At 72.5% G+C, this 14,131-nt stretch carries 12 protein-coding genes and 1 pseudogene; 9 read left to right on the top strand and 4 right to left on the bottom strand.

The genetic code is table 11. From position 1 onward, the window contains the following. From ACFYZB_RS02655 to ACFYZB_RS02640, 4 genes are all read left to right on the top strand, one after another. Window positions 1-375: alpha-glucosidase C-terminal domain-containing protein (locus ACFYZB_RS02655; protein ID WP_388753449.1), on the top strand; the 375-nt coding region annotated here is incomplete at its 5' end. A gap of 31 nt (window positions 376-406) precedes the next feature. Beyond that, a complete protein-coding gene (locus tag ACFYZB_RS02650; protein ID WP_388753446.1) occupies window positions 407-1,771 on the top strand; it encodes a maltokinase in 1,365 nt (454 codons plus the stop codon). Between the two features lie 4 nt (window positions 1,772-1,775). Beyond that, window positions 1,776-3,983 carry a 1,4-alpha-glucan branching enzyme gene (gene glgB, locus ACFYZB_RS02645; protein WP_388753443.1) on the top strand — a complete coding sequence of 736 codons (2,208 nt, stop codon included), beginning with the start codon at window positions 1,776-1,778 and terminating at the stop codon, window positions 3,981-3,983. Between the two features lie 94 nt (window positions 3,984-4,077). After that, window positions 4,078-5,166 (top strand): glutamate--cysteine ligase, encoded by a 1,089-nt coding sequence (locus ACFYZB_RS02640; protein ID WP_388753440.1) that lies wholly within the window; start codon window positions 4,078-4,080, stop codon window positions 5,164-5,166. Between the two features lie 9 nt (window positions 5,167-5,175). Here the strand turns inward: ACFYZB_RS02640 and ACFYZB_RS02635 are convergent, their stop codons facing one another. Next, window positions 5,176-5,409 carry a DUF6480 family protein gene (locus ACFYZB_RS02635; RefSeq protein WP_388753438.1) on the bottom strand — a complete coding sequence of 78 codons (234 nt, stop codon included), beginning with the start codon at window positions 5,407-5,409 and terminating at the stop codon, window positions 5,176-5,178. A gap of 150 nt (window positions 5,410-5,559) precedes the next feature. Here ACFYZB_RS02635 and ACFYZB_RS02630 point away from each other — a divergent pair, with 150 nt between their 5' ends. The 4 genes from ACFYZB_RS02630 to ACFYZB_RS02615 all read left to right on the top strand — a co-directional run bounded on the left by ACFYZB_RS02630 (window position 5,560) and on the right by ACFYZB_RS02615 (window position 12,010). Continuing rightward, window positions 5,560-7,458 carry an AMP-dependent synthetase/ligase gene (locus ACFYZB_RS02630; protein WP_388753436.1) on the top strand — a complete coding sequence of 633 codons (1,899 nt, stop codon included), beginning with the start codon at window positions 5,560-5,562 and terminating at the stop codon, window positions 7,456-7,458. Between the two features lie 163 nt (window positions 7,459-7,621). Further along, complete coding sequence (locus ACFYZB_RS02625; RefSeq protein ID WP_388753433.1) at window positions 7,622-8,056, top strand: ATP-binding protein; 435 nt, start codon at window positions 7,622-7,624, stop codon at window positions 8,054-8,056. A 211-nt stretch (window positions 8,057-8,267) separates the two neighbouring features. Further along, on the top strand, window positions 8,268-9,632 hold the full coding sequence (locus ACFYZB_RS02620) for an NAD(P)/FAD-dependent oxidoreductase (protein ID WP_388753430.1): 1,365 nt from the start codon (window positions 8,268-8,270) through the stop codon (window positions 9,630-9,632). Window positions 9,633-9,787: 155 nt separating this feature from the next. Next, window positions 9,788-12,010, top strand: a complete 2,223-nt coding sequence (locus ACFYZB_RS02615) for an FUSC family protein (RefSeq protein WP_388753428.1) — start codon at window positions 9,788-9,790, stop codon at window positions 12,008-12,010. Window positions 12,011-12,031: 21 nt separating this feature from the next. Here ACFYZB_RS02615 and ACFYZB_RS02610 read toward each other — a convergent pair. The 3 genes and pseudogenes from ACFYZB_RS02610 to ACFYZB_RS02600 form a co-directional block, all read right to left on the bottom strand. Beyond that, window positions 12,032-12,193: pseudogene (locus ACFYZB_RS02610) on the bottom strand (GntR family transcriptional regulator); the annotation flags it as partial. A gap of 39 nt (window positions 12,194-12,232) precedes the next feature. Next, window positions 12,233-13,084 carry a SigB/SigF/SigG family RNA polymerase sigma factor gene (locus ACFYZB_RS02605; RefSeq protein WP_388753425.1) on the bottom strand — a complete coding sequence of 284 codons (852 nt, stop codon included), beginning with the start codon at window positions 13,082-13,084 and terminating at the stop codon, window positions 12,233-12,235. Between the two features lie 233 nt (window positions 13,085-13,317). Then, entirely contained in the window at window positions 13,318-13,752 is a 435-nt protein-coding gene (locus ACFYZB_RS02600) for an ATP-binding protein (protein ID WP_388753422.1), read from the bottom strand. 123 nt (window positions 13,753-13,875) lie between these two features. Here ACFYZB_RS02600 and ACFYZB_RS02595 point away from each other — a divergent pair, with 123 nt between their 5' ends. After that, window positions 13,876-14,118 carry a hypothetical protein gene (locus ACFYZB_RS02595; RefSeq protein WP_388753420.1) on the top strand — a complete coding sequence of 81 codons (243 nt, stop codon included), beginning with the start codon at window positions 13,876-13,878 and terminating at the stop codon, window positions 14,116-14,118. Window positions 14,119-14,131: the final 13 nt, after the last annotated feature.

Raw genomic sequence — 14,131 nt, 5'->3', positions numbered from 1 at the left:
ACCAACGTCGAGGCGTCGATGTCCTCGCCGTCCTCGCTGCTGCACTGGACCCGGCGCATGATCGAGATCCGCAAGCAGAATCCTGCCTTCGGACTCGGCTCGTTCACGGAACTGCAGTCCTCCAACCCGGCGGTGCTGGCGTTCCTGCGCGAGTACGGCGACGACCTGGTGCTGTGCGTCCACAACTTCTCCCGCTTCGCGCAGCCCACCGAACTCGACCTGCGGGCCTTCGACGGCCGGCACCCGGTCGAGCTGATCGGCGGAGTCCGCTTCCCGGCGATCGGTGAACTTCCCTACCTGCTGACCCTGCAAGGCCACGGCTTCTACTGGTTCCGGCTCACCCGAGTCGCATCCCGCATCGGCCGCCGTCGCTGACCGACCGGCGCCGAGGAAAGGACGCGTCACCATGCCGAAGACCATCACGGTCCGACCGAGAGCGGCGGCCGGTCTCGACGGGCCCCTGGCCTCGCTCGGCGGGCTGCTGCGCCAATGGCTGCCGAGGCAACGCTGGTTCGCGGGCAAGGACCGGCCCGTCACCGATCTGTCGGTGCTCTCCGTGACCGAGCTGTTCCCGGGGTGTCTGCATCTGCTGGTGCACGCCTCCCACGCGCCCGTGCCCACGCCGGGCGGCACTCCCCCGCCCGGTGACTGCTACCAGCTGCTCCTCGGGCTGCGCGAACACGTCGCCCCGCGGCTGGAGCGGGCGTACATCGGACGGGCCGAGCACGGCCCGTTCGCCGGGCTCGCGGTCTACGACGCGCTGCACGACCCCCGCTCGGCCAACCTGCTGCTGGAGCGGCTGCGGCAGCCCGGCGCGGCCGGTCCGCTGCGGTTCGAGGCCGACCCGGCCGCCCACCTGCCCGGCGGCCTGCCGCCGCGGCTGCTGGACGCCGAGCAGTCCAACTCCTCGATCGTGTACGGCGACGCGTACATCCTGAAGGTCTTCCGCCGGATCCAGCCGGGCGTCAACCCGGACCTGGAGGTGACGGCCGCGCTCGCCGCACAGGGCTGCACCCGGGTGCCGGCGCCCGTGGCCTGGTTCGGCACCACCGCGCCGCAGCCGGCCACGCTGGGTGTGCTGCAGCCGTTCCTGCCGGACGCGACCGACGGCTGGACGCTGGCGCTGCGCGCGCTCGCCGCCGGCGACGACTTCACCGCCGAGGCCCGGGAACTGGGCCGGGCCATGGCCGAGGTGCACCTCGCGCTGGCCGAGGCGTTCGGTCCGGCCGGGCCGGGCGAGAACGGCCGTACGGCCGAGGCGATGTGCGCCCGGCTGGATGCGGCCGCGCACGCCGTACCGGGGCTGCTGCCCTATGTGCCGGGGCTGCGGGCCGCGTTCAGGGCGCTCGCCACCTGCGACTCCGGGCCCCCCGCCCAGCGCATCCACGGCGATCTGCACCTCGGGCAGGTGCTGCAGGCCGGCCGCGACTGGTTCGTCATCGACTTCGAGGGCGAGCCGTCCCGGCCGCTCGCCGAGCGCCGGGCCCCGCACTCCCCGGTCCGGGACGTGGCGGGGATGCTGCGCTCCTTCGACTACGCGGCCCGGCAGCGCCGCCCCTGGCGACCCGAATGGGCGCGCCGCTGCCGGGAGGCGTTCTGCGCGGGCTACGCGGCCCGCGCCGGCTGGGATCCACGCAAGAAGCACGCGCTGCTGCGCGCGCACGAGACGGACAGGGCGGTCTACGAGGTGCTGTACGAGGCAAGACACCGGCCCGACTGGCTGCCGGTACCGATGGCGGCGATCAAGCGGCTCGCCGTGTGGGGAGGATGACGTCATGGCTCTGCGCGACACCTCGCTCCCCGAGAGCGCCGGACCTGAGCCGGCCCCGGCCCTGGCGCTGGACCCGGCCGATCGCGGCCGGCTGCTCGGCGGCGCCCACCACGATCCGCACGCCCTGCTGGGCGCCCACCCGGTCCCGGGCGGCACGCTGTTCCGGGCACTGCGCCCGAACGCGCGGGTGGTGAACGTCGTCGTCGACGGCAAGCGCCATGCGCTCGCGTCCGAGGGCGACGGTCTCTTCGCGGCCGTCCTGCCGTACCCGGAGATCCCGTCGTACACGCTGCTGGTGACCTACGACGATGCCGAGCAGGAGGTGCACGACCCGTACCGGTTCCTGCCCGCCCTGGGCGAGCTGGACCTGCATCTGATCCGGGAGGGGCGGCACGAGCAGCTGTGGCAGGCGCTCGGCGCCGAGCCGATGACGCACCAGGGCGTGACCGGCACCCGCTTCACGGTGTGGGCGCCCAACGCCCAGGGGGTGCGGGTGGCCGGGGACTTCACGTACTGGGACGGCACCCAGTACCCGATGCGCTCGCTCGGCGCGTCCGGGGTGTGGGAGCTGTTCCTGCCCGGCATCGGCGAGGGCGCCCGCTACAAGTTCGAGATCACCTCGCGGTACGGCCACCGCTTCCTCAAGGCCGACCCGATGGCGCGGTGCACGGAGGTGCCGCCGGACACGGCGTCGGTGGTCACGGTGTCGCGGTACGAGTGGGGCGACGCGGAGTGGCTGGCCCACCGGGGCGACACGCCCGTGCACCAGGCACCGTTCTCGGTGTACGAGGTGCATCTGCCGTCCTGGCGGCCCGGATCGACGTACCGCCGGCTTGCCGAGGAACTGCCCGCCTACGTCAAGGAGATGGGCTTCACGCACGTCGAGCTGATGCCGGTCGCCGGGCATCCGTTCAGCGGCTCCTGGGGCTACCAGGTCACCTCCTACTACGCGCCGACACCCCGCCTCGGCTCCCCGGACGACTTCAGGCACCTGGTGGACGCGCTGCACCGGGCCGGCATCGGCGTGATCATGGACTGGGTACCGGCGCACTTCCCGAAGGACGACTGGGCGCTGGCCCGGTTCGACGGGGATCCGCTGTACGAGCCCGGGAACGCGACGCGCGCCGAGCACCCGGACTGGGGGACGTACGAGTTCGACTACGGGCGCACGGAGGTGCGCAACTTCCTGGTCGCCAACGCGGTGTACTGGTGCCAGGAGTTCCACATCGACGGGCTGCGGGTGGACGCCGTCGCCTCGATGCTCTACCTGGACTACTCGCGGGACTCCGGCCAGTGGACGCCGAACGTGTTCGGCGGGCGGGAGGACCTGGACGCGGTCGCCTTCCTGCAGGAGATGAACGCCACCGTCTACCGGCGCTGCCCGGGTGTGGTGACCATCGCCGAGGAGTCCACCGCCTGGGACGGGGTGACCCGGCCGACCGACAGCGGCGGGCTCGGGTTCGGGCTGAAGTGGAACATGGGCTGGATGCACGACTCGCTGCAGTACATCCAGAAGGAGCCGGTGCACCGCAAGTACCACCACAACGAGATGACCTTCTCGATGGTGTACGCCTACAGCGAGAACTACGTCCTGCCGATCTCCCACGACGAGGTCGTGCACGGCAAACAGGCACTGGTGTCGAAGATGCCCGGCGACTGGTGGCAGCGGCGCGCCAACCATCGCGCCTACCTGGGCTTCATGTGGGCCCATCCGGGCAAACAGCTGTTGTTCATGGGGCAGGAGTTCGCCCAGGGGGCGGAGTGGTCCGAGGCGCACGGCCCCGAGTGGTGGCTGCTCGGCGACGACTACCACTCGGCCGGTGACCACCGGGGCGTGCGCGATCTGGTGCGGGACCTGAACACCGTGTACCGGGCGACCCCGGCGCTGTGGCAGCGGGACACCGACCCGGGCGGCTTCCGGTGGGTGCTGTGCGACGCGGCGGACGACAACGTCTTCGCGTTCCTGCGGTACGCCGCCGACGGCTCCCCCCTGCTCGCGGTGTCGAACTTCTCCCCGGTCGTCCGGCACGACTACCGGCTGTGGGCCGGCGACGAGATCGCCGCCTGGCAGGAGGAGCTGAACACCGACGACGTCCGCTACGGCGGCGGCGGGGTCGGCGTCGGCGACGAGGGGCTGCTCAAGCCCGAGGACGGGTTCCTGAGGCTCACGCTGCCGCCGCTCGCCACGGTCTGGCTGGCACCGGAGCACTGAATCTACAGGTGTCGGCTGCCCACCCAGGGGCAGTCGGGGGTCGTACAGAGCCTTGACTGCCCCTCGTGGCATGGACACGGAAGGGTGGCACCACGTGCGCACCGTGGGAGTGGAGGAGGAGCTCCTTCTGGTCGACCCGGACAGCGGCGAACCGAAGGCGCTGGCGGCGGCTGTCCTCGCCCGGGTCGCCCACGACGATCCGGGGCAGCACGTCTTCGAGAGGGAGCTGTTCGGGCAGATGCTGGAGTTCGCCACACACCCGCAGACGAACATGGCGGACCTCGGCGAGGAGATCGTGCGCTGCCGCAAGGAGGCGGCGCGGCACGCCGGGGAGCTCGGCTGCGCGGTGGCGGCCCTGGCCACCTCCCCCCTGCCGGTCAGCCCCTCCCTCACCGTGAACGAGCGCTATGAGTGGCTGGCCGAGCACTACGGCATCCCGACCTGGGAGCAGTTGGTGTGCGGCTGCCATGTGCACGTGTGCGTGGAGTCCGACGAGGAGGGCATCGCCGTCCTCGACCGGATCCGCCCATGGCTCCCCGTACTCCGCGCGATCAGTGCGAACTCGCCGTTCTGGCAGGGACGGGACACCAGCTACGCCAGCTATCGCAGCCAGGTGTGGAACCGCTGGCCGTCGGCCGGGCCGACCGAGCCGTTCACGTCGGCCGAGCGGTATCACCGGCGGGTGGCGGAGATGGTGGCCACCGGTGCCGTGCTGGACTCGAGGATGGTGTACTTCGACGCACGGCTGTCCGCCCGCTATCCGACCGTGGAGGTCCGGGTGTCGGACGTGTGCCTGGCCGCGGACACCGCCGTGCTGATCGCCACGCTGACCCGTGCGCTCGTGGAGACGGCCGCACAGCACTGGCGGGCGGGCCGCCCGGCGCCCGGCCACAGCGTGAGCCTGCTGCGGCTCGCCGACTGGCAGGCCGCCCGGTTCGGCCTGGAGGAGAACCTGCTGGACCCGGCGGTCATGCGGCCCGAGCCCGCCGCGCAGGTGCTGCGGTCGCTGCTGAGGCACACCTGGGACGCGCTCACCGCCACCGGCGACGCCGAGCACGCCGAACAGGGTGTGGCCGACCTGCTGCGCCGGGGCAACGGGGCGCACGAGCAGCGTCGGCTGCTGGAGCGGGCCGGCAGCCTGCAGGACGTCGTCACCGAGTGCGTACGGCGCACCCAGGGGTGAGCGGACCGGTCAGAGGATCAGTGCCAGGGCGTACGCCAGGAAGCCGAGCGCGATCACGAGGACGAGGACGAGGATCAGCGTCAGCGGCGCCTTGGCCCAGCCCCTGCCCTGAGCGTACGGCTCCCGCGGCCCGGCCTCGGGCAGGCTGCTCTCGGCCGGCGGCGTTTCGCCGGGCGGTACCGAGCCGCCGGGCTCCAGCCCGGTGGTCCGCTCGGGTTCCGGATCGGGGTTCACATGACTCATGTCTGCCGAGTCCCCAGGACACGCCCGCGTCATCAGCCGATCACGACTTCCGCGTTCCCGGCACCGAGCGCGGTCCGCTGGGCTACATTCGAGCACCGCCGACACCGAGCCGGTCGACGGTGTGACCCTCTGTACATCCAGGAGCAGCGCATGCGCGACGTCGCCCTCGCTCCCGCCGTTGCCCCGCCGCTCTCCGGCGGCCTGGCCGACAGCGTCTTCGACACCGCGGAACGCAGTCCCACCCTGCCGGTGCTCGCCCACCGGGTGGACTCCGCCGCCACCGTGTGGCAGGAGGTGACGGCCGTCGAGCTGCGCGACGAGGTGGTCGAGCTGGCCAAGGGGCTGATCGCCGCCGGGATCTCCCCCGGCCACCGGGTGGCCCTGATGTCCCGCACCCGCTACGAGTGGACCGTGTTCTGCCATGCGCTGTGGGCCGTGGGCGCCGAGGTCGTGCCCATCCATCCGGCCTCCTCGCGGGACCAGGCCGAGTGGATCCTGCGGGACGCCGGCTGTGTGGCCGTGGTCGTGGAGGACGAGCAGGGCGTCATGACGGTCGGCACGGTGTGCGCCCGGCTGCCCCGGCTGCGCCACGTCTGGCAGCTGGACGCGGGCGCGCTGCGCGAACTCGTCGAGCAGGGCACGGTCGTGCCGTACACCACCGTGGAGTCGCTGCGCCGGATCGTGCTGCCGGACGCCACGGCGGCCGTCGTCTACACCTCGGGCACCTCCGGCCACCCCCAGGGCTGCGCGCTCAGCCACCGGAGCCTCGCCTACCCCTGCGACACCTACCTGGCCGGCTGGCTGCACACCGCCGCCCCGCCGGGCGTACAGCCGTCCGTCCTGGCGTTTCTGCCGTTCTCCCATGTGTACGGCCTCATGATCATGCTGGTGTGCGTGCGTGGGGGCGCCCTGATGGCGCACGAGCCGGAGCTGACCGAGGCGTCGCTGGCGTCGGCTCTGGCCAGCTTCCGGCCGACGTATCTGTACGGTGTGCCGTCGCTGTTCGAGAAGCTCTACAAGAAGTTCCTGCGGGCGGCCGGTGAGGCGGGCCGGGCTGCCCTGTTCGAACGGGCCGCGCAGACCGCGCGGGACTTCGCCCAGGCGCTGGAGCGCCACCGGCTGGGCACAGGCCCGGGGCCCGGGTTCGAGCTGAGGCTGCAACACGCGCTGTACGAACGGACGGTGTACCGCAGGCTGCGCGCGGCGCTCGGCGGGCGGGTGGTGCGCGGTACCTCCGGCGGTTCCTCGCTCAGCCGTGAACTGACCCTGTTCTACGAGGGCATCGGGGTGTTCGTCCACGACGGGTACGGCCTCACCGAGACCTCCGGCGGGATCACCATGCAGCCGCTCGGCCGGGAGAAGTCCGGTACGGTCGGCCGGCCGCTGCCGGGCACCGATGTGCAGGTGGCCGACGACGGGGAGATCCTGGTGCGCGGCCCGTCGGTGTTCCAGGGCTACATCGGCGACGAGCCGGCGACGCGGGCCGCGCTGCGCGGCGGCTGGCTGGCCACCGGGGACATCGGGCGGCTGGATTCCGAAGGCTATCTGACGATCACCGGGCGCAAGAAGGACATCATCGTCACCAGCGGCGGCAAGAGCGTCGCCCCGGCCCCGCTGGAGCAGCGGCTGCGCATGCATCCGCTGGTCCACCAGGCGGTCGTGATCGGCGACGACCGTCCCTGTGTCGGCGCCCTGATCACCCTGGATCCGGAGTTCCTCGCGCACTGGCGGGGCGTGCTGGCGCTCCAGGGCGGCAGTCCGGGCCGGGACGGCCGTGAGGAGAACGCGCTGCGGGAGGAGATCGCGCGGGCCGTCGCCTCCGCCAACAGCGCCGTGTCCCGCGCGGAGTCCATCCGGGTCTACCGCGTTCTGCCGGAGCCGTTCGCCGCGGACAACGGTCTGCTCACCCCGTCTCTGAAGCTGCGCCGGGACGTCATCGTGCGGCACTACGCCGCCGAGATCGACGCGATGTACCAGGCGCGGTCCCGGACGGCACGGGTCCCGCAGGAGCCCGCGGACTGGGACGAGCCGGACGACGTCTTCCGCTGACGCCCGCCGTCCCGGCGGCCGCATCGATCCGTATCACCGGCCGGGACGGACGGATATCCGGCCCGGCTGCGGGAACTCGCAGGCACAGGATGAGATCAGCACCGACAGCCGTCCTGGTCGGAGGGCCGCCACGTCCCTGGCCGTCCGGGACAGGGGATACGAGATGGCGACGGAGCCACGCGGGGACGACACACCGCCCTCGGAGGACGGGTACGAGCGCACCTTCTCCTTCGCCGGTGAGCTGTGCAACGTCACGGAGGCCCGGCTCGCCGCGGAGGAATGGCTCTGTGCGCTCGCCGCCCAGGCGCCGCCCGCCGCACCCGAGTACTGGGACGACATTCTGCTGGTCGTCACGGAGCTGGCCGCCAACGTGATCCAGTACGCGCCCGGGCCGTTCGGTCTGCGCATGCGCCGCACCTTCGACGGCGTGCACGTCACGGTGCGCGACACGAGCACGACCAAGCCGGAACCGCGGCCCTTCCACCCGCGCACGGGCGGCGGCGGCATCGGCTGGCACCTGGTGCACACGCTGTGCACGCAGGTCAGCGTCGTCGTCGACGACCAGGGCAAGGACATCCATGTGTTCCTCCCCTGGTGACCGCACCACGTGTACGACGTGTATCTGTGCGACAACCGGTTACTCCAGCCCCAGCGGGGGCATGCTGGTGCCCACGCGTTCGTCTGCCTGCCGCACCCGGCTGGCGGAACGGCTCGGGGCACGGTGGGATCAAAGGTGGTGCGCACCGCTCCAGGGCAGGCGAGCGGCGTCGAGTCGGACCGCCTGGAGCCGCAGAAAGGGATGAAACACCGTGACACGACCCAGGATCCTGGTGGTTGGCGCAGGCTTCGCCGGAGTTGCGTGCGTCCGCCGCCTGGAGCGCAAGCTCGCACCCACCGAGGCCGACGTCACTCTGGTGACGCCTCAGTCCTACCAGCTGTACCTGCCCCTGCTGCCCCAGGTCGCCTCCGGCGTGCTCACGCCGCAGTCGATCGCCCTGAGCCTGCGCCGCAGCAAGAAGTACCGCACCCGGATCATCCCGGGCGGCGCGATCGGCGTGGACCTCAAGTCCAAGGTGTGCGTCGTCCAGACCATCAACGACAAGATCGTCGACGAGCCGTACGACTACATCGTGCTGGCACCCGGCAGTGTGACGCGCACCTTCGACATCCCGGGACTGACCGAGCACGCCTTCGGGATGAAGACCCTGGCCGAGGCCGCCTACGTCCGCGACCACGTCATCGCGCAGCTCGACCTGGCGGACGCCAGCGACGACCCGGCCGAGCGGGCCGCGCGGCTGCAGTTCGTGGTCGTCGGCGGCGGATACGCCGGCACCGAGACCGCCGCCTGTCTGCAACGGCTGACGCATGCCGCCGTACAGCGCTACCCGCGGCTGGATCCCGGCCTGATCAAGTGGCATCTGATCGACATCGCGCCCAAGTTGATGCCGGAGCTGGGCGAGAAGCTCGGCCGCAGCGCGCAGGAGATCCTGGGGCGGCGGGGCATCCAGGTGTCGCTCGGCGTGTCGATCGACAAGGCCGGCGCCGAGGAGGTCACCTTCACCGACGGCCGGGTGGTGCCGACGCACACGCTGATCTGGACGGCCGGCGTGGTCGCGAGCCCGCTGATCGGCACGCTCGGCGCGGAGACGGTCCGGGGCCGGCTGGCGGTCACCCCCGAGATGTGCCTGCCGGGTCACGACGGGGTGTTCGCGCTCGGCGACTCGGCCGCCGTGCCGGACCTGGCCAAGGGCGACGGCGCAGTGTGCCCGCCGACCGCCCAGCACGCCATGCGGCAGGGCAAGAGCGTCGCGGACAACGTCATCGCGACATTGCGGGGCACGCCGATGCAGCCGTACGTGCACCGCGACCTGGGTCTGGTCGTCGACCTCGGCGGCAAGGACGCCGTGTCCAAGCCGCTCGGCATCGAGCTGCGCGGGGTCCCCGCCCAGGCGGTGGCCCGCGGATACCACTGGTCGGCGCTGCGCACCAATGTCGCCAAGGCCCGGGTGATGACCAACTGGCTGCTGAACGCGGTCGCCGGCGACGATTTCGTCCGCACCGGCTTCCAGGCCCGCAAGCCGGCCCGCCTGAAGGACTTCGAGTTCACCGACGCGTATCTGACGCCGGAACAGGTACGGGCACGGGTGGAGGGCGGGACGGTGGACAGCCCGTGACACCGAGCGGCAGGAGCTGATCCGTTCCCCGGTGCCGACCGCACCCGTGGGGCAACCGGTCCGGACCGTCGTGCGATGCTGGGGCGGAGATCGATTTCCGGCACGGGAGAGAGCGCGGCGGCGTGGGCACAGCGGGACGACCTGGGCGGGTACGCGTGTGGGACCGGCTCGCGGCGTACGATCCCGGGCTGCTCCGGCTCACCGCCGGGCTGCGCACGGTCACCGCGATCGCGCTCACCCTCGCCGTCCTGGCCGCCCTGCGGGTGCCGGTGCCGCACCTGGTCGCCGGCGCCATGGCGGCGATGGTGTCGACCTTCGCCATCCGGGAGACGCAGCGCGCGGCGCAGGCCGTGACGCTCGCGCTCGGCCTGCCGGTGGCACTGGCGTCGGTGTCGCTGGGCGCGCTGCTGAACCAACGGGTCGTCGCCGGGGACCTGTTCTTCGTCGTCCTCATCTTCTGCGCGGTCTACGGCCGCCGGTTCGGTGACCGCGGCACGGCGCTCGGCCTGATCGGCTTCCAGATCTACTTCCTCTCCCTGTTCGTGCACGCGACCGTCTCGGCGTTGCCCGCGCTGTACGGGGTCATCTGCGTGGCCTTCGCGTGCAGCGCCGCCGCGCGCTTCGTGCTGCTGCCGCAGACCCCGACGGGCACCCTGGACCGGCTGCGGCGGGCGTTCCGCGCCCGGCTCGCGCAGCTGATCGCCGTGCAGGCCGAGTTGCTGGACGCCGGACCGGAGGACGTGGACAAGGTCCTGGACGATCTGCGCACCGCCACCGCCCGGCTGCACGAGACGGCACTGCTGATCCAGGGGCGGCTGGAGGACGGCACCTCCGACGCCGCGGTGGCCCGGCTGCTGCAGCGCCGGATCGCGGACGCCGAGGTCGCCTCCGAGCGGCTCGGACTGCTGCTGCTGACCGCGCGCAGCGCCGAGCGGACCGACACCCTCACCCTGCATCTGCCGGGCGCCGCGCTGCCCTCCGGCGGGGAGCTTCCGGTGCGGGACGAGGCCACGGCGGCGCTGCGCCGGGATCTGCAGGCGCTGCGGCTGTTGATGCTGCGGCCGGTCGGCGAGGCAAGGGGCACCGCGCTCGCCCAGGTGCGCAACCGGCTGCTCGGCTACCGCGAGGAGGAGAACCTGCCCAAGGCCTCGCCGGCCGTGCAGGACGTCTTCCGTGGGCTCGGCGAGGCCGCCCGGGCCGCGCTGGGTCTGCGGGTCGCGCTGGACGGGCCGCAGGACGAGTCCGACGACACCCCGGCGACGGCCCGCTCGCGCGAGGAACTGGACGCGGAGGACGCCGCGATCGAGGCGGGTGAGGAGGCCGAGGCCGAGGAGCCGGGGCCGACCGGTCTGGAGCGGCCCACGACGCGCGCCGCGGTCCAGGTGGCCGTCGGTTCCGCGCTGGCCATCGCGGGCGGCGAGCTGTTGTCCAGTCAGCGCTGGTACTGGGCGGTGCTGACCTGCTGGATCGTGTTCCTCAACACCGCCTCGACCGGCGAGATCCTGGTCAAGGGCTACCGTCGGCTGCTGGGCACGGTGCTCGGCGTGGTGGCCGGCATCGTGCTCGCCGGTCTGGTGGGGCACCACACGTGGACGGCGTTCGGCCTGGTGCTGGTGTTCATCTTCGCGATGTTCTACACCGCGCCGCTGTCGTACACGCTGATGTCGTTCTTCGTCACGGCGATGCTCGGGCTGCTGTACACGCTGCTGAACACCTACAGCACGGCGGTGCTGGTGCTGCGGGTGGAGGAGACGGCGCTCGGCGCGGCCTGCGGGGTGATCGCGGCGGCGGTGGTGCTGCCGATCCACACGGACCGCCGTACCAACGAACTCCTCGGCACGGTTCTCGACCGGCTCGCCGGGGTCACGCGGGGCGCGGTCGAGCAGTTGAGCGGCGGGGCGGGCGCCGATCTGGTGGAGCAGGCACGCGATCTGGACCAGGCGCTGGCGGACCTGCGCGCGGCCACCCAGCCGCTGACCCATCCGATCACGCCGTTGCGCTCACGCCGGGACACCGCCCGGTACGTGGTGGCACTGCTGGAGACGTGCGCCTACCACGGGCGCTCGCTCGCGGCGACGGCCGAGCTGCTGCCGACGCATCCGTCGATCGCCGCGGATCCCCGGCTGCGCGGGGCGGGCGCGCGGATCGTGCACAACATCGAGGCGATCGCCGCGCATGTCGCCGACCCGCGGGCCACGGCAGAGATCGAGACCGGCCCCAGCATCGCCTCGATGCTGGAGCCGGGAACCCTGCGCACCCCGCGCTACGGCCGGGTCACCGACCGGGTGCTGCGCCATCTGCAGCGGCTGGACGAGGCGGTCTCGGGTCTGGCCCGGCCGCTGGGCGTCACGACCGGGGCGGGCCGGCCGAGGACGTGACGGTCCGTCGGCCGGGGGCACCGTGACCCGGACCGCGCCGGCCACGTCGCCGCCGGCGCAGGCCTCGATCAGCCGCTCGTGCGGTCCGGCGGAGCGGCACGAGCCGCCCTCGCCGAAGCGCTGCCGCTCCAGGCGGCGGATGAGCGGGGTCCGGCGGGCGACGGTGGTGGCGTCCGCACGGTCGCTCCCGGGACCAGCACGTCGGTCGAAGACCGGGGGACCTCACGCCGGGTCCGCCCACGCGCGCCGGCCCATGGCCTCGTCCCGGACGCGGGCGCAGCTGCGGCTGATCAGCCGGGAGACGTGCATCTGGGAGATGCCCATCCGGTCGGCGATGCGGCTCTGCGTCATGTCCTCGAAGAACCGCATGTAGAGGATGGCCCGTTCGCGCTCGGGCAGCCGGCGCAGCCCCTCCTTGGCGGCCTCGCGGTCGACCACGACGTCGAACGAGGTGTCCGCCGCCCCGAGGGTGTCGGCGAGGCTGTAGCCGTCGTCGCCGGTGGACAGTTCGGCGTCCAGGGACAGGGTGCTGAAGCTCTCCAGCGCCTCCAGGCCCGCACCGACCTCGTCCTCGCTGAGGCCCGTGTGGGCGGCTATGGCGGTGACGCTGGGTTCGGGGCTGCCGGGGTGCTGGGTGAGCTCGCGACGGGCCACGCGCACCCGGTTGCGCAGTTCCTGCACCCGGCGGGGCACCCTCAGGGCCCACATCCGGTCCCGGAAGTGCCGCTTGACCTCGCCGGTGATGGTCGGCACCGCGTAACTCTCGAAAGCCCCCCGGGACGGGTCGAACCGGTCGACGGCCTTGACCAGCCCGAGCGCGGCCACCTGCCGCAGGTCCTCGACGGACTCGCCCCGGTCGCGGAAGCGGCCGGCGATGCGGTGGGCCATGGGCAGCCAGGCGGCGACGAGTTCGTCGCGTACGGCGTCCCGCTCGGGGCCGTCGTCCAGTTCCGCCAGCCGGGCGAACAGCGCGGCGGTGTCGGGAGCGTCGTCGTGGGACCGCCGCGCGGGAGCGGCGGCCGCGGAGTCCGTGGTGGGCGTGCCGGGACGGCTTGTCGACATGTCGGTCAGCATGCGGAATCGCTCCTGAACGTGGTTTCAGGGCACAGGGCCGGAACGAGGTTCCGGGGCCGGGCCCGAACGGTGGTGTCAGGGTCGGCCGCGGGTCTGCACCCGGTCCCGCCGAGAGGGGACCCAGGCAGTCGTGCGTTTCCCGCTGGGCGCGCGCCTCCGGTCCGAAGCACGAACTTCCGCCTGCCCCTCGCTCCGGGGAGCAAACACCACGGGGGCGGAACTTCCCGCACAGTTCAGCGCAGCGGCACGACGGCCGTGATGCGTTTGCCGCCGCAGGGCAGCTGGGCGACCCGGACGTCCCGTGACAGTCGGCAGACGATGGGCCAGCCGCGGCCGCCGAGCCGGGTGTGGCCGCGTTCGTCGGCGGGCGCGACGGCGACGGGGAGTTCGTCGCTGCGGTCGCTCACCGACACCCGTACGCCGCCGGAGTCGACGGCGACGTCGAAGCCGGTGATGCCGCCGCCGTGCAGGATGGCGTTGGTGGTGAGTTCCGAGGTGACCACCAGGGCGTCCTCCATGGCCGCGGGCCCGCAGGAGATGGCGCGGGCCCGGCACCGTTCGGCCACCACGCGTTCCACGGTTCTGCGGGCGTCGGACGGACGGCACGGCACTCGGCGGCACGGTTCCCGCCGCGTGGCGGGGGACATGGTCAGGTGCTTGTCGCGCATCCCTTCCTCCCTGAGCGAGGCCCGGATCCCTGAACTCACTCCTTTTCGCCTCACCTCTTCCGAAGCCGTCAAACACCCTCGGTGCCGGTGTCATCACCGCGGCCAGGCGGGTACCCGACGGACATGACCGATGTCGTGGACGCGGACGAATTGCTGCGGCGCATCCGGCGCGGCCGGGAGCACGCGGCCGAGGCGGAACGGGTCTGGCGGGAACGCGCACAGGACCTGACGGCGAAGGATCCGGACGGTGCGCGGGAGGCGGCGGCCCGGGCGTGGGCGTTCGAGGCGGTGGCGCGGGTGCTGCAGGAGATCGTCTGCCCGGGTGGACCGCCGGTCACGGCGGGAGGCGTGAAACAGGTCACGTGACCGGCTACTGATT

Source organism: Streptomyces sp. NPDC001852 (assembly GCF_042891825.1).
GTDB lineage: Bacteria > Actinomycetota > Actinomycetes > Streptomycetales > Streptomycetaceae > Streptomyces.
This window is presented reverse-complemented; position numbering and strand designations above follow the sequence as displayed.